Origin of the sequence: uncultured Veillonella sp. (genome assembly GCF_900545205.1) — a bacterium.
In the GTDB taxonomy this organism is placed as follows: domain Bacteria; phylum Bacillota; class Negativicutes; order Veillonellales; family Veillonellaceae; genus Veillonella.
Window position 1 is genome coordinate 1 of the sequence record NZ_UQYC01000032.1, and the last position, 21,083, is coordinate 21,083.

Consider the following 21,083-nt stretch of genomic DNA (forward strand, 5'->3'; position numbering starts at 1 on the left):
ATTTGGCTCTGTCAATCCGGTAGCCCGTTGTAAACTGGGGCGTGGCTGGCAAAGAGCTTCTGCACGTTGACGAGCAGCTTCTTCCGCAGCGATACGTTCTTGTTCCGCTTTTAAAGCTGCTTGACGTTGGGCTTCAGCCTGTTGAGCAGCGATACGTTCTTGCTCAGCCTTTAGAGCAGCTTGACGTTGAGCTTCGGCTTGCTCCGCAGCAATACGTTCTTGCTCAGCTTGTAAAGCAGCTTGACGTTGAGCTTCAGCTTGTTGAGCTGCTAAGCGTTGTTGTTCCGCTTGTAAAGCAGCTTGGCGTTGTTGTTCAGCTTGTTGAGCAGCTAAGCGTTGTTGTTCAGCTTTTAAAGCCGCTTGGCGTTGAGCTTCAGCTTGTTGAGCCGCGATACGTTCTTGTTCAGCTTGTAAAGCCGCTTGGCGTTGAGCTTCAGCTTGCTCAGCCGCAATACGATCTTGTTCAGCTTTTAAAGCAGCTTGGCGTTGAGCCTCAGCTTGCTCAGCCGCAATACGTTCTTGTTCAGCTCTTAGAGCCGCTTGGCGTTGAGCTTCAGCTTGCTCAGCAGCGATACGCTCCTGTTCCGCTTGTAAAGCAGCTTGACGTTGAGCTTTAGCTTGCTCCGCAGCGATGCGCTCTTGCTCAGCTTTTAAAGCAGCTTGACGTTGAGCTTCGGCTTGCTCCACAGCAATACGATCTTGCTCAGCTTTTAAAGCCGCTTGGCGTTGAGCCTCAGCTTGCTCAGCTACTAAACGTTGTTGTTCCGCTTGTTGTTGCGCTGCAATACGGCGTTGTTCTTCTTGGATACGAAGACGCTCTTGTTCTGCAGCTTGACGTTGAGCTTCTGCGATACGAGCTTGTTCAGCTTGCTCAGCCGCAATACGTTCTTGCTCAGCTCTTAGAGCCGCTTGGCGTTGAGCCTCAGCTTGTTGAGCAGCCAAACGTTGTTGTTCCGCTTGCATAGCAGCTTGACGTTGCGCCTCGGCTTGTTGTTGTGCTACGCGTTGCTGCTCTGCCTGCATAGCCATTTGACGTTGTTGTTCTGCTAGAATTGCTGCTTGACGTTGTGCTTCAGCTTGCTTTTGCGCAACCATTTGCTGATCAACTTGATTTGCACCTGATTGTTGAGCCGCTTCTTCGGCTGCTAGTTGAGCTAATCTTTCACGTTCTGCACGTTGAATATCGCGAATAGTTAATCTTTGTTTGGCTACAACGGCTTTAGTTTGAGTTGTATTAGCAATCACTAAAGGTGTTGTAGATTCTTGTTGGACCATTACAGGCGTACGTACCACTTGTGTCGTTTGCACTTGCTGTTTGCCATCAACTTGTTTTTGTACTGTAACAGGTTCTGTTTTACGTTGTACATTCATCAAGCTGTGCATAGCCAATGTTGGTTCCATTACAGCATTAGTTTGTTTATTAACAACATATTGTGGCTGTGAAACGGCTCTTTGTTGATCAGATAAAGCTTTTGCTATATCGTTTACCGGTACTGGACGTACACGGGGAATTAAAGGTGTTACCTTTGGAGCCGCTTGTGTGGTAGCACTTGGTTGCATAACTTGTTGTGTTTGCATTACCGGTTGTGCTTGTGTAGGAACCATTTGCGGTGGTGCTACGCGAACTGGAGCCATTGGTTGTGCCTGTACAGGTCTTACGGCTGCTTGTTGTGGTGCAACAACTATTGGTTGTGTAGTTGAAGGGGTAGGCTGAGTAGCCATAGGTCGCACGACTGGGGTTGCTACATTTGTAGTACCTTGCGTCGTTGATTCAGTGGTAGTGTTCGAACCTACCAAATCATTCATGTTGAGGGTAGGGGCTGCGTGGGCAACACCACCCAACGCTGCAGCTGCAAAAAATGCAGCGGTAACCTTACGTTTCCTAGATGATTTCATGAATTACTCTCCGAACTAGATTTCAAATAATAATTTATAATTTTAAAATTTATTTATATTTATATAGTTTAACATAAATCGATATATTTGTACAATTTATGAAAATATAGATGAATACTGGATGGGTGTAAAGAAGATGAGATTAGGAAAATATAAATAAATTTAAAGTGCATAGAATATTACATATTGCTTCTAATGATTTGAAGTAGTTTTTTATTATATGTACATATTTCCATAAAATATGATATGCTTTTGGTAATTTAATTGACTTTTAATTATAAAGGAGAGAGTATGTTTAGAAAATTTTTGCTAGCCTGTACGGTATTAGCTACTTTCACTATACAGACACAAGCCATATCGATTAATGAGTTAAATAGTTCACCTCAGTTTAAAAAGGTATATCAAAAAACCGATTCCTATCAAGGTACTTATCCAAAGGATAGGCTAATAAACTATTTAAACACTTACTCTGTAGAATCACTAGAATACGCAGCACCACATTATAAATTAAAAGGTACTTTTTATACAGTTTATACATATACTCGTGGTACATTTATTACTGAATATGAAGTAACGGCCACATATAATACTAATTATTCACTAGGTTCTTTAATACACGCTAGTCAAGTGGTACAGCCATCCCCATCTATGTATGCGGTTATAAAGGCAGCACAAGATGATTCTGGCATACAGATTGATTTACGAGAGGTGAAGCGATTTAATGGGGATGGTACTGAGGTTAGTAGTACAGTTCCTTTAGTGCACCAATTACGACCTTTGGATCGTAGTCGTTCCGATCGAGATCTTTTTGCTATAGCAGATGCCATGTTTGTCGTTGCATATCAGCAGCATTTTGATGATATTGTCGTGAAATGAGGTGCCATATGAAACGTTTCTTATTTTTTATGGCCATCTTATGCGTATGGTGTGTGTTTTTTAATTCTGTGAAAGCCGTTTCTAATGTGGAATTACAAGATACGAGTCGTTTTGAACATATTATATCTAAAGGTGATACTGGTGGTGGAGATGGTAAGTACATTGAGTTGAGTACAGTCAAAGATGTATCTACAAGTGCCAGTACCAAAAGTATAGAGGCTAAGATTTATGTTGTATTACCTTCGTCTAATTTGATTCGAGAATACACAATTCATTATGACTATAACTTAAATTACTCCTTTGCGAATTTAGTCGTAAGAATGCCAGAGTTTAAACAACAATTTCCGGATTTCTATTTAGGTGAAATATGGAATATAAAAATGGATGATTCTGGAATTGTTGGTACTGTTAAGGCTCAACAGGATTACACGTTGCATGGTGAAAGAAAACCTACACAACCAGGTTATAAAGGATATGAGCATGTAACCTTCTTAACACCTACAGACTTTGATTTTGAAAGCTATCACGTTGCAAATCGTGTTTTCAAGAAAGTATTTGGCGTATTTTATGATGATGTAATCCGATAGTGTTACATAAGAAAAGGACTAGAACTCTAGGAGTTCTAGTCCTTTTTCTATAAGTATTTATTTAGCATATGTACGTTTTTGCTATATGTACTAGTATTATACTAGCTTTCACTATCTATTTCTTCAAGCTTGGTTTTAATAGTGCCAAGATGATACAAGCGATAACGGAGCCAATTGCAATAGATGCAAGGTAAAGAAGTGGGTTACCGATTGTTGAAACTACGAAGATACCGCCGTGTGGAGCGCGTAGTGTGCATTCGAAGAACATGGATAACGCACCAGCTGTACCGGCACCGATGATGCAAGCTGGCAATACGCGAACTGGATCAGCCGCTGCAAATGGGATAGCACCTTCTGTGATGAAGGAAAGCCCCATGATGTAGTTTGTGATACCAGATTTACGTTCAGCCTCTGTGAAGCGACTAGGGAAGAATGTAGTACAAAGAGCGATTGCCAATGGTGGAACCATACCGCCTGCCATTACAGCAGCCATGATACCATATTCGCCAGTCGCAAGTGCGCCTGTACCGATAACGTAAGCAGCCTTGTTTACAGGACCGCCCATATCAACGGACATCATAGCGCCAAAGATGAGGCCTAACAATACGCGGCTAGTAGTGCCCATGGATTGTAAGGAGTCCATTAACCAGTGGTTAAGTGCGGATACAGGAGGGTTGATTACGAAGGTAATAGCGAGACCAATGAACAATACACCCAGTACAGGATAGAAGAGCACTGGTTTTGTACCTTCTAATGCTTGAGGCAAACCAGATACTAACTTTTTAACTAATAATACTAAATAACCTGCTGCAAAGCCGGCAATCAATGCGCCAAGGAAACCAGAGCCACCTTGGTTAGCTAATAAGCCGCCAACGAAACCAGCTACAAGACCTGGGCGGTCAGCAATACTCATCGCGATGTAACCAGCTAATACTGGCAACATGAATCCAAAGGATGCACCACCAATTTGCATTAAGAAGCCAGATAAAGGTGTACCGGAACCGAAGTTTTTAGGGTTTGCAGGATCAAATGTATCGAATAAGAATGCAAGGGCAATCAAGATACCGCCACCGATAACGAATGGCAACATGTGAGATACGCCGTTCATCAAGTGTTTGTAGATTTGACGGCCTACGCTGTCAGATGCGCTAGCAGCGATTTCAGCGGATTCGCGGTCAGCAGCAGATGCGTGGTATACAGGTGCTGTACCAGCTGTAGCTTCACGCAATAATTCCTCCGCTTTATTGATGCCGTTAGCTACCTTTGTTTGAATCATAGGCTTGCCATCAAAGCGAGCCATTTCCACTTGGCGGTCGGAAGCGACGATAATGCATTTGGCATGTTCGATTTCTTCTGCTGTAAGCGCATCTTTTACACCTGATGCACCGTTTTTCTCAACCTTTAAGGAAATGCCCATTTCTTTAGCTTTGCGCTCTAAGGACTCCGCAGCCATGTAGGTGTGCGCGATGCCTGTAGGACAACCTGTAACGGCTAATACTTCATAGTGAGGATTATCTACAGAAATCTTAGGAGCCACCTTTTCGATAGCTTCTGTAGCTTTTTCTTCAATAGTATCAGTGATGCTTGGTGCTTCTTGCGGTTCAGGTTGTTTAATAAAGCCTTCTACAGATGGATCAAAGTTGCCATCTTCTTTAGCTGTTACGAGTTCCAAGAAACGTTCAACAGTTGGAGCAGCGATGAGCGCCTCTTTGAAATCAGGGTCGATAACCATCATAGCTAATTGGCTCAACACCTCTACATGAGTGTCAGCTGCGCCTTCTGGTGCAGCAATCATGAAGAATAAACGAGATGGTTGACCGTCGAGGGCTTCGAAGTCAACGCCGTGAGGCACAACCATAGCTGCTAGGCCTGCTTCTTTTACGCCTGCGGATTTAGCATGTGGTGTAGCAATGCCGTCACCAAGGCCAGTAGAGCCAGATTCTTCACGAGCGAAAACGGCTGCTAAGTACTCACCTTTGTCGATGAGGTTACCACCTTTTTCCATTAACTCGCCTAAGGTGTAAATTGCATCAGCCTTTGTGACCGGGTCTGCATTTAGCAGAATGGATTGAGGTTTTAATAAATCAGTGATTTGCATATATGTACTCCTTGATGCAAATAAAATATAAAACTAGTTAACTCGTACTTGTGAAAGTAATGCTTCTACTTCTGCAAGTGTAGCGAGGTTTTCAGAGTAAGCGGAGGCAGAGCCACTGGAGATACCCCAGTACAGTGCCTCTTGTAGATCGCCTGTCTTTTCAAAGCCTGTAATAAAGCCAGCTACCATGGAATCGCCGGCGCCTACAGAATTTACGAGTGTACCCTTAGGGGCAGGGCTCGTATATACCGTGCCGTCAGCAGCTACTAAGATAGCTCCATCACCAGCCATAGAGATAAGCACATGCTGTGCACCTTTTTCTTGTAATGCTTTAGCGGCCTCTACGAGGTCATCCTTTGTGGAAAGGGTACGACCAAAGATTTCGCTAAGCTCGTGATTATTTGGTTTGATTAAGAACGGTTTATATGGCAAGACTCGTGTGAGTAAGTCTTTAGTAGCATCTACGACAATGCGAATGTTTTTATGTTGTAATCGCTCCATAATGAGCTCGTACATATCGCTTGGTAAGCTGGAAGGAATACTGCCTGCAAGGATCAATGTATCCTGCTCAGTTAATGCATCGAGCTGTGTATAGAGGGCTTCTAGTTCGTCGTCTGCAATGATAGGGCCACGGCCGTTAATTTCTGTTTCTTCGTCAGAGGCTTTCACCTTAACATTGATGCGCGTTAAACCTTCGCGCAGACGAATGAAATCTTCTTTCACACCAAATTTGTTCAGTTGTGTTACGATTTCTTCCCCTGTGAAACCGGCGATGAATCCGAGTGCGGTTGTATCCATACCGAGATTGTTGAGCACGATGGATACGTTGATACCCTTGCCGCCACCGAGAACGTACTCTTGGGTGGTACGATTAATGGTGCCCGTCTTGAGGTGGTCAAGGCGCACGATATAATCGAGGGCTGGGTTAAAGGTAATGGTGTAAATCATACAAATTCCCCTTTAAGATAAATTAATGAGCCTATGATTGGTTAATCTTGTAATTAGCGTAAATTTGATTGATTTTGTAATTAGCGTATGATTGGTTGATCTTGATTCCGTAGTCGTAACCAGTAAAGGAGTGGTACGAGGTATAGGAAGAAAGCGAATGGTACATAGCCAGCTGTACTAGTACCCATCATAACTACAGGTACATAAGCGGCGATGTTCCATGGTAGTAAGGGGGCAATGACGATGCCGCTGTTTTCAAAGTCGAGCATCACATCTTCGTCTTGAATGCCTCGTTGTGCGTAGGTAATGCGCATAATAGAATGTGTCATTACAACCGCAATAGCTTGACTACAACCTACAGCACCTGTTAAAAAGGCGAGACCTACATTGGCAGCAAATACATCGCTACGCGTTTTAGCTCGTTCTAATAGTTGTCTAATATCGTTCCAGAAGCCAACCCCTTCGAGCATGCCAGAAATGGCAGTTGCCATAAAAATGGAAAGGGTAGGGATGAACATCGTTTGTAAGCCGCCGCCGTGAATGATATCTGCTAGTGGATTATAATGTGGTAGCTCAAAGCCTGTTAAGGTATACCAGCCTAAGTCAGAAAGGGGAACTCCCTGATTAGTATAAGCTAGAATTGCCGCTACTAATGCACTAAGACCGATAGGCCAACGGATAGATACTTTCAAAGGTAACAGACCAATGACGATGATCACAGGAATCCATAAGGTCCAATCAATGTTGAACACAAAGTGAATCGTATCGGACAGTAAGCTATTTGCATAGTTGAGCGGGAACCACTGCGATAGTATCAGGTAGAGCACTGTGGAAATAACAAGTGCAGGAAGACCATCCTTAAACATAATAGGGATGTTGGTCGATACCTTTGTATGCGTTAAAGCCGCTACGAGAGAGGCGCTAGATGATAAAGGACCATTCCGATCACCAAAGTAAGCACCGGCGATAATGGCACCGGCTACGATATTTTCTGGAATATTACCTGCCCTTGCCATCGTGATGAGTACAATGCCTATGGTGCCTACAGTACCGAGAGCTGTACCTAATAACATGCTCACCACAGCTGTTAATAAAAAGGCACAAGCAATAAAGAGGGACGGATCAATCAAGTCGATGCCGGTGGCGATAATCATAGGGATGATGCCTGCTGCTTGCCACATAGCAATGAGCCAACCGATAAGCAAGAATATTTGCATTACCACAATCGAGCTTTTAGCACCTGTCCATGATAGGTTTAGCAGTTCTTTTGGTTGGTATCCTTTGCGATAGAATACATAGGCCATGATGCACCATACTACAATCAAGGCGTAACCAATAGCAATACCGTTAGCTACGGCGATGATAATGACGAGGATAGATATGAGTAAACCTATGAGCGACTCCGTATTTTTCGGCATTAGAGAACGGCCTTGTTGATACTTTAGAAACGCATTTAATATGAGTTGTAACCACTTCATCTTAATCAATAGGAAGTTCTGTTTCGAAGACTTCCTCAGCAGGGCCAGTCATGAGCACCGTGCCATCCTCCAAGTATGAAATATGTAATGTTCCTAAATAGAGCTCTACATCTACTTCGCGACCAGTTAAGCCTTTTTCAAAGGACATAACAGCAGAAGCACAAGAGCCTGTACCACATGCTAAGGTGGCGCCGGCACCGCGTTCCCATGTGCGAACCTTGATGTGCTTATCATTTACTACCTCGATGTAGTTAACATTCGTATTGGATGGGAATGCATCGTGTTTTTCAATGATAGGACCTTGTGTCGTTACAGGCGCCTTTGTAATGTCATTGATATACACCTCTGTATGAGGAACGCCGAGTAATACGGAGCTTACTGTTACTGTTTCGCCGTTTACATCGAGGTCTACGTCGATAACCTTATCCATATTTACATCCATCGGAATGTCTTGGGCTGCAAAGAATGGCTTGCCCATGTCTACAGTAACTTGTGTGACTATACCATTTTCGATAGTTAAGGTAGGTTTCATTACACCGGCCAAGGTTTCGATGGTAAAAGTTTCTTTAGTAATTTCTCCGTGTTCATAGGCATATTTGGCAAAGCAACGGATTGCATTACCGCACATTTCTGCTTCACTACCATCAGAGTTAATAATGCGCATGCGCACATCACAGGTTTTTGAAGGAACTAGAATGGCAAGACCGTCGGCACCGATACCAGTACGACGATCGCAAAGGCGAATCGCCAAATCAGTATAGTCCTTGTTAGCACCTTGAGGGTCGGCAAAGAGGATAAAATCATTGCCAAGACCATGCATTTTAGTTAATTTCATAAAGTCTCCTATCAATAAGTAAGACTTTCACCATGAAGCCCGTGAAAGTCTCATATGTATATTATTATATATTCTATATTATTATATCATAAATGACCCTTAATTATGTGGTGGAACTTTATAAAATTATAGCGAAAGTAAGTGAAAAATAACCCACGTGGGACGATTAAATAGGCGGATATAAAGGGCTCTATTACTTTATTGTTTGTCAGAGAAATGATAGAATATAGAGTAATGTAGTTTATCGTAATAGAAAGAGGAACACATATGCGAATTCAAGGGATTTCTGGATCTCGTGGCGTTGCAGTAGGCAATGTATATAGATATATTCAAGAGGAAATAGTCATTCCTGATTACACTGTAGCAGAGGATAAGGTAGAAGCGGAAATTGGTAAGTTCGCTTCTGCTATGGCAGCTACCTTAAAGCAATTAGATACAATTCGTCAAAAGGCGTTGAAAGACATGGGCCCTGAAGAGGCGGCGATTTTTGAAGCGCATATGCAAATCGCGCAAGACCCATCCTTGTCTGATGGTATTAAATCCCTCGTTGAGTCTAGCCATACTAATGTTGTAGCGGCTACAGCTCAAACTATTGAAACCTTTGCCAATATCTTCCTCGGTATGGAAGATCCATACATGCGTGAACGCGGTGCAGATATCAAAGATATTGGTGATCGTTTGATGCGCAATATGTTAGGCATGAACCCTCGTGGTTTATCCCATATTTCTGGAGAGGTTATTTTGGTGGCTCATGATTTGGCACCATCTGATACAGCTTCTCTTGATAAAAATGTGGTAAAAGGCATTGTAACAGCTGCTGGTGGTCCTACATCTCATGCGGCTATCATGGCACGCACCTTGGAAGTCCCTGCCGTTATGGGCGTTGGTGATATTGAAGGCTTCGTAGATGGCGAAAAAGCAGTTGTACTTGGTACAGATGGTATTGTGGAAACAAATCCATCTGATGCGGATTGGACTGAATATACAAATCAAGCGGCTGCATACCAAGAGGAATTGAAACGGTTGCGCGAATCTGCCAATCTTGAAGCTAAGACTACAGATGGTCATCATGTCGAATTATTTGGCAATATCGGTAAGTCTAAAGATGCTAAACATGCTCTTACAATGGGCGCACAAGGTATCGGCTTATACCGTACAGAATTCTTGTATATGGAAAATGATGAATTGCCAGCAGAAGATGTACAGTTCGAAGAATATAAAAAGGTTGCAGAAGATATGCAGGGGCAGCCTGTTATCATTCGTACCATGGATATTGGTGGTGACAAGGAGTTGAAGTGCCTTGATTTGCCAACTGAAATGAATCCATTTCTTGGTTACCGTGCAATTCGTATTTCCTTGAACCGTCCAGATATCTTCAAAGTACAATTGCGTGCGTTATTGCGTGCTAGTGCCTTTGGCGATATTCACATCATGTATCCTATGATTGCTTCCGTAGAAGAAGTGAAACAAGCGAATGCTATGCTTGAAGAATGTAAGGCAGAACTTACAGCAGAAGGCAAAGAATTCAATAAAGCTATTAAGGTTGGTATTATGATCGAAGTACCAGCGGCGGCTGTGATTTCTCCAATCTTGGCTAAATACGTAGACTTCTTCAGTATTGGTACCAACGATTTGTGTCAATACACCTTGGCAGTAGACCGTATGAACGAATCTATTGGCGCTCTATATCAACCATTGCATCCAGGCGTATTACGTCTTATCAAACATGTTATCGATGCGAGCCATGAACAAGGTAAATTTACAGGCATGTGCGGTGAACTCGCTAGTGACCCTGTAGCTACCATGATTTTATTAGGCCTTGGCCTTGATGAATTCTCTATGACAGCGTCTTCTATACCACTTATTAAGAAAATCTTGCGTTCCGTTTCTAAAGCAGAATGTGAAGAGGTGGCTAATAAAGCGCTTTCCATGGATACAGCAGAAGAAATTACAGAATATGCTAAATCTGTACTAGCTGAAAAAGGCTTACTATAATTCTGTTGTATAGCAAATAACTTTCAATATACTTGAATTGAAAGGCTTGAAATTGATACAATATATCTATTAGAACGTATGGGATAGGCACTGCCTATCGAGATAGAAAGAGGTTATCATGAAAGAATTAACAGTAGAAATTACTAACGAATCTGGTTTACATGCTCGTCCTGCTACAGCTTTCACACAATTGGCTGCTAAATATGCTTCCAAATTGACAATCGCTGCTAATGGTAAAACAGCTGATGCTAAATCCATCTTAACTGTATTGACTTTGGGCGCTACAAAAGGCACATCCGTTACATTAACAGCTGACGGTGCTGATGAAGACGACGCACTTGCTGCATTGAGCGAATTCTTAACAACTAACCACGACTAATACAATGTGGTAATACAAAGGACTCTACGAATGTAGAGTCCTTTTTTGTTGATCTATATGTTTTATGTATATGATTTTTGTATATGTTTTATGTTTTGGTTGATTTGATTAAATGTTACCTTTAATTTAATATGGTGAATTTACAAAACTATTAGCGTGTAGTTTCAAATAAAAAGGAAGAGGCGGTTTAGCCTCTTCCTTATTTTCCCATGTTTGCAAAGCGCTCTACAGCCTTTGTAAAGTCGCTAATGGTTTTTTCTACGTCACCGTGTTCGATACCATCTCGTACGCAGTGGTTGATATGCCCTTCAAGGACTACTTGACCTACTTTATGTAGTGCAGACTTAGCTGCATTAATTTGGCTCAACACATCTTCGCATGGAATGTCTTCTTCAATCATTCGATCAATAGCTTGCACTTGACCAAGGATTTTACGCAATCGACGATGTAGATTTTCTGAATCCATACATTGTTTCATAATACTCCTCCAATGGGCATGTTTTTTTATCATCCTTATTATTATACTCCATGTAAAGTTTGTAATACAACTTAATAAGTATACCTAATATGCATTAAATCTACATATATAAATTTATATTGTATATGGATGTATGTGAATATCTGTATTCAAAGGTACATTTAAATATATACTTTTAAAATAGCATGGCACGTATTTTATATTATACACATCTATTTAGACCTTGTAATATATATCTTCTTCTTAATTGATGTGATACAATACATTTAATACACAATGTGTTTGTATATGTATATAAGGTACTGTAATGCATATAGAATTTAAATTTGTCTATAGGTATATACTACGGGCCTTTATGAAATAGGTGAAAGCAATGAAAGTGTTTCGCTACCTTCGGAACCTAGTGGTATTTGTGTTAGTTATGATACTGGCCGTGTTTATATATGATGGATACCATAGGGTTCAAGGTACAGATCGTGAAAGTAACGCGCATACAACTGTTGAAAAACGCATAGAACAAGGTGAAGATACCCTTAGTCGCACAGATCGTATTATACGATTATTTACCTTTAAAGAAAAGGTAGAGACGGCACTGAACCAACGTGTTTCTAAAGAACATTGGGTAAAGGGAGATGTCATTCCAGAATATACAAAGAATGCACTCATCGCCATAGAGGATAAGCGATATTATAAGCATGGTGCTATAGATGTACTTGGTATCATTCGCGCCTTTTATACGAATACCATCGCTGGTGAAACTGTAGAGGGCGGCAGCACCATAACACAACAAGTCGTAAAAAATCTGTTCCTTTCATCAAAACGCATTATGAGCCGTAAGATAGAAGAAGCAATCTTGGCGAGTGAAATGGAACATTACTACACGAAGGAAGAAATTCTCACCATGTATTTAAATACCGTATATTATGGTCACAATTACTACGGTATCTACGAAGCAGCTCATGGATACTTTGGGACAAGCCCAAGCCGATTGACACTAGGTCAAAGTGCTATGCTCGCAGCCTTACCTAATGCACCATCCTACTTAGACCCTTATACGAACTATAAAGGGGCTAAGGCACGACAAAAACTAGTACTCGAACAAATGGTAGACCAAGGAATGATTACACAAGCCGAAGCTGATTATGCATACAAACAAGATTTGGGACTTGTGGACGAATAATTAAATAACTATAGTAACATCTCTGTTAGTTGATTGATAATTGGCTAACAGAGATTTTTTTGCTACATTAAATAATAGACACATTTAGAGAGAGTTTTAACTGTTAGGAGTGTAAATATTGGATAATGTTGAATTAAAGCAGTATGAGAAAGGTAACTATTCATCTATTTATATAGGTGCAAAACCTATTATTAAGTTTGCTATGCTTAGATTGGAGAACTTTATATCTTATTATTTAAGAGGACCTGGAGGGTTAGACTATAAGTCTGAAGTACTTGCTGTTGATTCTTATGCTCGTGAAATATTTTATATTGAACAAGCAGATGTTGATAAAATAGAAAACTGGATAGTTTATTACGATGATGAACATGATTGTATGGCCGTAAGATATTGCTTTTGGGATAAAGCATTAGATAGAGATATTCTAATGGCAGATGAATCTTTAAGGGTGCAAGTAAGAGAAAAATATATCGTTGATAAAATTCCGCATATTAGTAATCAAACTATTATTGGTGTAGATAAAACGATAAAACATAATATTTTAAATAGTATAAATACTTTTGATGCAGCGATATCTAAGATGAATATATTAGAACTATTTGAGAATGTAGACTACTCTAAAGGTAATTATAGAATTACAAGATCTTATGATTTAGATGTTCGTATTGAAGCTATTATCTGTGAGGAACAAAGTAATCTTCATTCCATCATAAATGAAATTAAGTCTTTGGTAGTGGGAAGGGTAAAAGAACCCATTGAAACAACTGACTACGAGATTGCTTTGGATTACCAATTTTCACCTATTGATATTAAGTAAGGACAGACGGATAATCGTAAGAAGTGAAGCTATATCTAGTGCTAAATTACTAGATATAGCTTTTTTATAATTGATTAGTTCGGAAACGAAATATATTATTAAATTGAATAAAAATAATGCTTGCATTTATAATTATACAGGTGTATACTATTTTTTATCAGAAAGAGGGAATGACCGTTGAGTTAGATGCCACGGTGCTTTCACAATTATCTGATATAATATTGATTATATGAGTTTAAATACATAGTAAGTTTTTTATGAGGTGTTATCATGGGTAAAGCAAATAAAGTAGTACTCGCATATTCTGGTGGTTTGGACACATCTGTTATCATTCCTTGGTTAAAAGAAAATTATGGCGCTGAAGTTATTGCAGTGTGCGTAGACTTGGGACAACCTGAGGATTATGATGCAGTTGAGAAAAAAGCAATTAAATCTGGTGCTTCTAAAGCGTACATCGTAGACGCTAAAGAAGAGTTCGTAAAAGATTATGTATGGCCAACAGTAAAAGCTGGTGCAATTTATGAAGGTAAATATTTATTAGGTACATCCTTCGCTAGACCTTTGATTGGTAAAATCCTTGTAGATATTGCTAAAAAAGAAGGCGCTGATGCTATCGCTCACGGTGCGACTGGTAAAGGTAATGACCAAGTTCGTTTTGAACTTGCTATCAAAGCATTGGCTCCTAATATGAAAATCATTGCTCCTTGGAGAGAATGGGATTTGAAATCTAGAACAGACTGCATGGAATACGCTGCTAAACACGACATTCCAGTTGTGGCTACAAAATCCCATCCATATTCTATGGACCAAAACGTATGGCATTTGTCCCATGAAGGCGGCGATCTTGAAAATCCAGCAAATGCTCCTAAAGATGATGTGTACTTGGTAACACATACTCCTGAACAAGCTCCAGATGAAGCTGGTTATGTAACTGTATCCTTCAAAGACGGTGTACCTGTAGCGGTAGATGGCCAAGAAGGTACTCCATTACAATTGTTAGAAAAACTCAACGAAATTGGCGCACACTATGGTGTAGGCGTTGTAGATATCGTTGAAAATAGATTAGTAGGTATGAAATCCCGTGGCGTTTATGAAAACCCAGGCGGCTCCATTATCATGTATGCTCACAGAGAACTTGAATACCTTTGCCTCGATAGAGCTACATACCACTATAAAGAACTCATTGCCAACAAATACGCTGAACTCGTATACGATGGCATGTGGTTCGCACCATTGATGAACGCTTTGCAAGCATTCGTTGATGAAACTCAAAAAACTGTAACTGGTGAAGTAAAACTTAAATTGTACAAAGGCAATATTATTTCTGCTGGTGCAACTTCTCCATACTCCTTGTACAGCGAAGATTTCGTAACATTCGAAGAAGACGATGTATACAACCAAGCTGATGCGGCTGGTTTCATCAACTTGTTCGGTTTACCTCTTAAAATTAATGCATTGATGAAAGAAAAGGCAGGTAAATAATGGCTAAATTGTGGGGCGGGCGTTTCACAAAAGGCACTGATAAAGCGGTAGAGGATTTTACATCCTCTATCGCTTTTGATGCGCGGATGTACGCCGAAGATATTGCAGGTAGTAAAGCACATGCTACAATGCTAGCAAAACAAAATATTATCTCCGACGCAGATCGGGATGCTATTGTTGAGGGCTTAACAAAGATTAAAGGCCAAATCGATAAAGGCGAGTTCCCATTTTCCGTGGCGCTTGAAGATATTCATATGAATATTGAAAAACGCCTAACAGATGACATTGGCGAAGCAGGTGGTCGTTTACATACGGGCCGTAGCCGTAATGACCAATGTGCAGTGGATTTACATATGTACGTCCGTAAAGCTGTTGTAGAAATGGGCGAGCTTATCGTAGATATGCAAAAAGCTCTCATAGAAACGGCTGAAAAATACAGCGATGTTATCATGCCTGGCTATACGCATTTACAACGGGCTCAACCTGTATTGTTTGGTCATCATATGATGGCATACTTCTCTATGCTAGAGCGCGACTTTGACCGTTTGTTGATGGTCTTCAAACACGCAGACATCATGCCGCTTGGTGCAGGGGCCTTAGCTGGTTCTACGTACGGTATTGATCAAACCTATACGCAAAAGCTACTCGGCTTCTCTCGTATTTACGAAAATAGTATGGATGCCGTATCTGACCGTGACTATGTAGTTGAATTCTTGTCCTTTGCATCTCTTGTGATGATGCATTTGAGCCGTCTTAGCGAAGAATTGATTTTGTGGTCTACCAATGAGTTTAACTTCATTGAACTTGATGATGCACACTGCACAGGCTCTAGCATTATGCCACAAAAGAAAAATCCTGACGTATGTGAACTTGTTCGTGGTAAAACAGGTCGTACCTATGGCCACTTGTTAGGTTTATTAACTACATTAAAAGGCTTGCCACTTACATATAATAAAGATATGCAAGAGGATAAAAAGGGCATTTTTGATGCTATCGATACAGTACACTTTGCATTGTCCATTAATGCGGCTATGGTCCGTGGTATGAAGGTCAATGGGGTGCATATGAAAGCTGTCCTCGATGATGACTTCTCTAATGCTACGGACATGGCAGATTACCTTGCGAAAAAAGGCGTTCCATTCCGTGAAGCTCACGAAATCGTAGGTAATGCTGTACATCATTGCATTGAAAAAGGTTGCGTATTGCTTGATTTATCTGTTGAGGATTTTAAAGCTATATCCGACCATTTTGATGCAGATATCCTTGATGCCATTTCCATCGAAGCTTGCGTAGCTGGTCGTAATAACTATTCTGGTACTGCTCCAGAATGTGTGGAAAGACAACGTAACAATGGTAAAGCTGTTATCGCTGGAGAAGAAAAACAAATTGCTCAGTGGAAAGCAATTGTAGAATCTGTGCAAGCATAACTGCTTTAGTAAGCCTAATGTTTTGATTTAGGGCTACATCCTGTACAAGAGTAACATTCAGAGTAATCGTTACTTGTGACATTGAAAATTTAAGATCGATATACATATAAGTCTTATGTTAAAGCGCTTTATATTAACCTTTAAGCTTATGTGTATATCGATTTTTTTATTTGAATGATAGATGATATCTAGAAAAGAGTTATTCTAATTGATAAATTACTATTAAAATGGTGTAAATTTGTGTACGCATACAGTGGACTGTGTAAAAACAATAGTCTTGTACTACGACACTATAACCATGATAGATAGTAGAAATCACATATATACACAGAATAAAATGGGGTAAAAATATACCCTGTCATTGTTAAAATGAGTTCTGTTCGTTTTAGATGATAAATTAACTATAATTTATTCAATTCGTGTAATAATGCTTGTCCGCCAATAAAGTACTTTCATTTTGGGTTCATAGGTGTTATTATTTAATTCGTAATAAGAATAACAACGGTAAATTCACATTCAAGCCCATCACAGCACGAACTGAATTTACTTAGCGGTATATTATATTTAAGTGAATTATGGACGAGAAAAAATTCACCTTTTGAAAGGGGATTGATACATGAAAACCACCGCTAAAAAAATGTCTGTATTCCAGCTAACCACAATGGTAGCAGCCAATATGCTAGGAGCTGGGATCATTATGTTACCAACTAATTTGGCTCAAGTTGGTACTATTTCAGTTTTATCTTGGCTCGTAACAGCTGTGGGTGCGCTTCTGTTAGCGTATATTTTTGCTCAAGCGGGTATGTTCTCTCAGATTAGAGGGGGCATGGGCGGTTATGCAGAACACCGCTTCGGTAAAACTGGACATTTTATGGCGAGCTATGCTTACAGCATATCTCTCATCATTGCTAATATCGCCATCGCGGTGTCTGCCGTAGGTTATGGCGCAGCTTTCTTTGGTGTTGACCTTAATGCAACACAAACAAGCCAAGTAACAATTGTACTTTTGTGGTTTGCAGCGATTTTGAACTTCCGTGGTAATCGCTTCACAGGTCGACTCAGCAACATGACTATTTGGGGCTCTATTGTGCCGGTTTTATTAATTGGTACAATCGGCTGGTATTGGTTTGACCCGTCTATTTATTGGGCGGCTTGGAACCCAAATGATCTTCCGTTTTACGATGCAGTAAAACAATCCATTTCCCTCACTTTGTGGGGCTTCCTAGGATTTGAGTCCGCAGCGGCTAATGCTGATGCTGTTGAGAATCCAAAGAAAAACGTACCTATCGCAACTGTAGCGGGTACATTAGCAGTGGCAGTGGTTTACATCTTGTCCACAAATGTTATGGCCGGTATCGTGCCTAACATCGACTTATTAAATTCTAACGCACCATTCGGTTTGACATTCGTATACATGTTCAATGATACAATTGCAAACATCGTGATGGCTGCAATGGTTATTTCTTGCTTTGGCGCTTTACTTTGCTGGCAATTCACATTGTCTCGCGTATTTAAAAGCGCAGCGGAACATGGTTACTTCCCTAAAGTATTCGCTCGTGTAAATAGTAATGATGCTCCTGTTCGTGGCGTATTCATTCTACTCGCTGTTGAAACATTACTTACATTGTTCACTGCAAGTGATTCTTTGCGTGAGCAATTTGAAGTATTGGTAAACTTGGCGGTTGTAACTAACGTAGTACCATATGTATTGTGCATCTTAGCAGTGCCTACAATGATGCGTATGGCTGGCGTAGCTGAAAGCCGTATTAAACGCTCTAACTACGTATTTGGTGCTGGCGTTATCTACTGCTTGTATGCTATCTATGCATGTGGCTTTGATGCTATGGTTGGTAGTGCCGTGGCAGTAAGTATTGGTCTTGTGATCTATGTTTTGCGTAAAGCGTGGGCTACACGCAAAGCGCATCGCTTGCAACAAAGTATCGATTAACTGAATATCTCTCGTCTTATAAGAGGCTGTTACCTAGTAACAGCCTCTTTTTTGCATGTATTTTAAACCGTATATTGGGTTCAGCTTTTTTGGTAGACTTATCCTTTGATCGTTGAGTTACTAAATACGTATTAGGAGGAGATTAATAAATTTTTGTTTTATATAAGGAAATATTATATGGCTCTTTATTATCACATTTTTTAATATATATACATCTATATACAATCTATGCTTGAAAAATTATATATATAAAGGTATTTTCAGAGGTTTATACATAAAATTGACAATTATCACTAATCGATAATTTTTATTAGTATAAAAATTACATCGAAAATCTACGATGTACGCATACCCATAAGGGGTATATGTATTGTAAACATAATATTAATATAGTATATTTATAATCGATAAAAATGAATAAACTAATGAGTGTCGGTATTACCGAGCGTAAAAGAGGAAAATGGGTGTAAATCCCATACTATGCAAATAGCTGTAATGAGGAGCAAGGTTTCATTATAGGGTCACTGGGAGACTGGGAAGGCCGAAATGTTGCGATGAATCATGAGTCAGAAAGCCTGCTCTAGATGGCATGGCATGTATATGCCGTGTTTAATTTAGGTTAGTCAGGTGGACTAACTTTTTTTGTTGTTTTCCTATATGCACCTCTGCTATATCGGGTGAAATAAGCATATTAGTTGTTCATTTAGATTATTGTAGTATTTAGAGAGTATAGGAGGAGGCGCCTATGGGCAAACGCTTTGCTAAACAGCTAGGTCAATTCATTGTTACACTGTTTGGCATTACTTTTTTAACATTTTGTCTCACTTATTTAGCACCGGGCGATCCAGTAACGATGCTACTAGAAACGGCCGATACTATCGTGTCTCAGGAGCTCATTGATGAGACTCGAGCTCAGCTTGGGCTAGATAAACCGTTTATAGTGCAATATGCGAACTGGGTTGTGAATGCTGCACAAGGTGACTTAGGGATGAGTTATTCGGCTAAAAAGCCTGTTGTAGATCGTATGTTAGAGGCTTTGCCAGGGACAGTTATGTTAGCGGGTACAGCATTAGTATTTACATTGCTCTATGCATTGCCGGCAGGGATTATAAGCGCCTTAAATCGAAACAAATGGATCGACTATCTGTTGCGCGCTGCTTCCTTTGTAGGCGTGTCTATGCCATCATTCTGGTTAGGCCTTGTATTGATTTATATCTTTGGTCTTAAATTAGGACTTGTTCCTATTGCATCTTCTCGTGTAACTCCTATCGGTGTAATTCTACCAGCCGTTACATTAGCTGTTGTAGTGGGGTCCAAGTACATGCGCCAAGTTCGTCTTGTTATTCTTGAAGAAATGCAAAAGGATTATGTCATCGGCGCACGTGCTCGTGGTGTGAGTGAGATGAAAATTTTATTCGGTCATATTTTGCCTAATGCAGTATTACCACTCATCACTATATTAGGCGTTCTCATCGGTTGGCTATTAGGCGGTGTTGCAGTTGTTGAAATGGTATTCTCCTGGCCTGGCCTTGGGAATATGGCGGTATATGCCATTACCATGCGCGACTATCCATTGATCGAAGGTTTTGTGTTATGGGTTGCCTTAGCATATATGTGTGTCAATGCTCTAGTTGATGCATCCTATGTTCTGTTGGACCCTAGATTGAAAAGGGAGAGAGCATAATGAAAGAATTTATTCAGAAACATAAATTGTTCTCTTTCTACACTGCATTGATGCTTGTCATCGTATTCATTGCTATCTTTGCACCATGGCTTGCGCCGGGAGATGCTTTCACATCGGATATGTCTAAAGCATTACAAGCCCCTAGTGCTCAGCATTGGTTTGGCACCGACAAACTGGGTCGTGACGTATTGTCTCGTATCATTTATGGTACTCAATTATCCTTGTTCATGGGTGTATCCATCGTAGTGATTATGGTAAGCATTGGTACTATTATCGGTGCCATAGCCGGTTATTTCGGCGGGAAAATCGAGATGGTCCTCATGCGTTTTGCGGACATTATGCTATCCTTCCCGGGTGTAGTATTAGCCATTGCCATTGCAGGTATTTTGGGTGGTAGTATTATGAATACGATTTTGGCATTATCTGTAGTAGGTTGGGCAAAATATGCTCGTTTGGTACGATCTATGACATTGAAAGTTCGTGGCGAAGAGTATGTAACGGCTGCTGTCATGATGGGGGCATCTACATCAACTATTATTAGACGTCATATCATTCCTAATATTATGCCGCTTGTTGTTACAACAGGTGCACTAGATATTGGGGCTATTATGATTGAGGTTGCTGGTCTTTCCTTCCTTGGATTTGGTGCTCAACCACCAACACCAGAATGGGGCCTTATGCTTAACGAAGGTCGTCAATATTTACAAACCAGTCCATGGCTGATGGCCTTCCCTGGTATGTCCATCCTTATCGTAGTTGCTATCTTTAACCTTTGGTCTGATTCCTTGCGCGATGTAGTGGATCCTAAAAATCAAGGTTAGTTACGTGTGATACTTATTTATGGATAGCTTTGTGAAAGTTGTTGGATGAATAAATAAGCAATACTGTGGTTTTTCCATTATGACTATTATGGTTTGTAGTAGTTATGATGTGTATGTTTTATGTTTATATGTAATGGTACAAGGAGATTTTATA

Annotated in this window: 16 protein-coding genes, 1 pseudogene and 1 riboswitch; of the genes and pseudogenes, 11 read left to right on the forward strand and 6 right to left on the reverse strand. The window is 40.4% G+C overall.

Annotation, left to right across the window (positions count from 1 at the left end; translation table 11 throughout):
* Positions 1–1,896: pseudogene (locus tag QZR70_RS04670) on the reverse strand (ATPase); the annotation flags it as partial.
* A 291-nt stretch (positions 1,897–2,187) separates the two neighbouring features.
* Between QZR70_RS04670 and QZR70_RS04675 the strand changes: the two are divergent.
* Together QZR70_RS04675 and QZR70_RS04680 are read left to right on the forward strand one after the other, a co-directional pair.
* Positions 2,188–2,772, forward strand: coding sequence for a hypothetical protein (locus tag QZR70_RS04675; protein ID WP_295793445.1), 585 nt, complete (start codon positions 2,188–2,190; stop codon positions 2,770–2,772).
* Between the two features lie 8 nt (positions 2,773–2,780).
* Positions 2,781–3,359, forward strand: a complete 579-nt coding sequence (locus QZR70_RS04680) for a hypothetical protein (RefSeq protein WP_295793447.1) — start codon at positions 2,781–2,783, stop codon at positions 3,357–3,359.
* Between the two features lie 115 nt (positions 3,360–3,474).
* On the opposite strand, the gene QZR70_RS04685 is transcribed toward QZR70_RS04680, so the two are convergent.
* The 4 genes from QZR70_RS04685 to dapF form a co-directional block, all read right to left on the reverse strand.
* The gene (locus QZR70_RS04685) at positions 3,475–5,457 is read right to left on the reverse strand and encodes a fructose-specific PTS transporter subunit EIIC (protein WP_295793449.1); all 1,983 of its coding nucleotides are present in this window, start codon (positions 5,455–5,457) and stop codon (positions 3,475–3,477) included.
* A 33-nt stretch (positions 5,458–5,490) separates the two neighbouring features.
* Positions 5,491–6,405, reverse strand: coding sequence for a 1-phosphofructokinase (pfkB, locus tag QZR70_RS04690; RefSeq protein ID WP_295793451.1), 915 nt, complete (start codon positions 6,403–6,405; stop codon positions 5,491–5,493).
* 80 nt (positions 6,406–6,485) lie between these two features.
* Entirely contained in the window at positions 6,486–7,883 is a 1,398-nt protein-coding gene (locus QZR70_RS04695; protein ID WP_295793453.1) for a Na+/H+ antiporter NhaC family protein, read from the reverse strand.
* 1 nt (position 7,884) lies between these two features.
* Entirely contained in the window at positions 7,885–8,718 is an 834-nt protein-coding gene (gene dapF / locus QZR70_RS04700; protein WP_213467239.1) for a diaminopimelate epimerase, read from the reverse strand.
* A 267-nt stretch (positions 8,719–8,985) separates the two neighbouring features.
* On the opposite strand from dapF, the gene ptsP reads away from it, so the two are divergent.
* On the forward strand, positions 8,986–10,713 hold the full coding sequence (gene ptsP, locus QZR70_RS04705; RefSeq protein ID WP_295793455.1) for a phosphoenolpyruvate--protein phosphotransferase: 1,728 nt from the start codon (positions 8,986–8,988) through the stop codon (positions 10,711–10,713).
* A gap of 118 nt (positions 10,714–10,831) precedes the next feature.
* Positions 10,832–11,092 carry an HPr family phosphocarrier protein gene (locus tag QZR70_RS04710; protein ID WP_005385362.1) on the forward strand — a complete coding sequence of 87 codons (261 nt, stop codon included), beginning with the start codon at positions 10,832–10,834 and terminating at the stop codon, positions 11,090–11,092.
* A gap of 199 nt (positions 11,093–11,291) precedes the next feature.
* Here QZR70_RS04710 and QZR70_RS04715 read toward each other — a convergent pair whose 3' ends face one another.
* Positions 11,292–11,570 carry a metal-sensing transcriptional repressor gene (locus QZR70_RS04715; protein WP_004695033.1) on the reverse strand — a complete coding sequence of 93 codons (279 nt, stop codon included), beginning with the start codon at positions 11,568–11,570 and terminating at the stop codon, positions 11,292–11,294.
* 373 nt (positions 11,571–11,943) lie between these two features.
* On the opposite strand from QZR70_RS04715, the gene QZR70_RS04720 reads away from it, so the two are divergent.
* The 7 genes from QZR70_RS04720 to nikC all read left to right on the forward strand — a co-directional run bounded on the left by QZR70_RS04720 (position 11,944) and on the right by nikC (position 20,929).
* A complete protein-coding gene (locus QZR70_RS04720; RefSeq protein ID WP_105089754.1) occupies positions 11,944–12,750 on the forward strand; it encodes a transglycosylase domain-containing protein in 807 nt (268 codons plus the stop codon).
* A gap of 118 nt (positions 12,751–12,868) precedes the next feature.
* Positions 12,869–13,567, forward strand: a complete 699-nt coding sequence (locus QZR70_RS04725) for a hypothetical protein (protein WP_295793457.1) — start codon at positions 12,869–12,871, stop codon at positions 13,565–13,567.
* Positions 13,568–13,837: 270 nt separating this feature from the next.
* Positions 13,838–15,049, forward strand: a complete 1,212-nt coding sequence (locus tag QZR70_RS04730) for an argininosuccinate synthase (RefSeq protein WP_295199164.1) — start codon at positions 13,838–13,840, stop codon at positions 15,047–15,049.
* Positions 15,049–16,476, forward strand: coding sequence for an argininosuccinate lyase (argH, locus tag QZR70_RS04735; RefSeq protein WP_295793460.1), 1,428 nt, complete (start codon positions 15,049–15,051; stop codon positions 16,474–16,476). The genes QZR70_RS04730 and argH overlap by 1 nt, the downstream gene beginning before the upstream one ends.
* Positions 16,477–17,092: 616 nt before the next feature.
* Entirely contained in the window at positions 17,093–18,424 is a 1,332-nt protein-coding gene (gene potE, locus QZR70_RS04740) for a putrescine-ornithine antiporter (protein ID WP_295793462.1), read from the forward strand.
* Between the two features lie 410 nt (positions 18,425–18,834).
* Positions 18,835–19,022: riboswitch (cobalamin riboswitch) on the forward strand.
* Positions 19,023–19,169: 147 nt separating this feature from the next.
* Complete coding sequence (gene nikB / locus QZR70_RS04745; RefSeq protein WP_295793465.1) at positions 19,170–20,108, forward strand: nickel ABC transporter permease; 939 nt, start codon at positions 19,170–19,172, stop codon at positions 20,106–20,108.
* On the forward strand, positions 20,108–20,929 hold the full coding sequence (nikC, locus tag QZR70_RS04750) for a nickel transporter permease (RefSeq protein WP_105084965.1): 822 nt from the start codon (positions 20,108–20,110) through the stop codon (positions 20,927–20,929). The genes nikB and nikC overlap by 1 nt, the downstream gene beginning before the upstream one ends.
* The last annotated feature ends 154 nt before the right edge of the window (positions 20,930–21,083 follow it).

Excerpts from the sequence above, each read along its gene's own strand:
- QZR70_RS04675 (WP_295793445.1), top strand. The coding sequence starts at position 2,188 with ATGTTTAGAAAATTTTTGCTAGCCTGTACGGTATTAGCTACTTTCACT.
- QZR70_RS04680 (WP_295793447.1), top strand. The coding sequence starts at position 2,781 with ATGAAACGTTTCTTATTTTTTATGGCCATCTTATGCGTATGGTGTGTG.
- QZR70_RS04685 (WP_295793449.1), bottom strand. The coding sequence starts at position 5,457 with ATGCAAATCACTGATTTATTAAAACCTCAATCCATTCTGCTAAATGCA.
- pfkB (WP_295793451.1), bottom strand. The coding sequence starts at position 6,405 with ATGATTTACACCATTACCTTTAACCCAGCCCTCGATTATATCGTGCGC.
- QZR70_RS04695 (WP_295793453.1), bottom strand. The coding sequence starts at position 7,883 with ATGAAGTGGTTACAACTCATATTAAATGCGTTTCTAAAGTATCAACAA.
- dapF (WP_213467239.1), bottom strand. The coding sequence starts at position 8,718 with ATGAAATTAACTAAAATGCATGGTCTTGGCAATGATTTTATCCTCTTT.
- ptsP (WP_295793455.1), top strand. The coding sequence starts at position 8,986 with ATGCGAATTCAAGGGATTTCTGGATCTCGTGGCGTTGCAGTAGGCAAT.
- QZR70_RS04710 (WP_005385362.1), top strand. The coding sequence starts at position 10,832 with ATGAAAGAATTAACAGTAGAAATTACTAACGAATCTGGTTTACATGCT.
- QZR70_RS04715 (WP_004695033.1), bottom strand. The coding sequence starts at position 11,570 with ATGAAACAATGTATGGATTCAGAAAATCTACATCGTCGATTGCGTAAA.
- QZR70_RS04720 (WP_105089754.1), top strand. The coding sequence starts at position 11,944 with ATGAAAGTGTTTCGCTACCTTCGGAACCTAGTGGTATTTGTGTTAGTT.
- QZR70_RS04730 (WP_295199164.1), top strand. The coding sequence starts at position 13,838 with ATGGGTAAAGCAAATAAAGTAGTACTCGCATATTCTGGTGGTTTGGAC.
- argH (WP_295793460.1), top strand. The coding sequence starts at position 15,049 with ATGGCTAAATTGTGGGGCGGGCGTTTCACAAAAGGCACTGATAAAGCG.
- potE (WP_295793462.1), top strand. The coding sequence starts at position 17,093 with ATGAAAACCACCGCTAAAAAAATGTCTGTATTCCAGCTAACCACAATG.
- nikB (WP_295793465.1), top strand. The coding sequence starts at position 19,170 with ATGGGCAAACGCTTTGCTAAACAGCTAGGTCAATTCATTGTTACACTG.
- nikC (WP_105084965.1), top strand. The coding sequence starts at position 20,108 with ATGAAAGAATTTATTCAGAAACATAAATTGTTCTCTTTCTACACTGCA.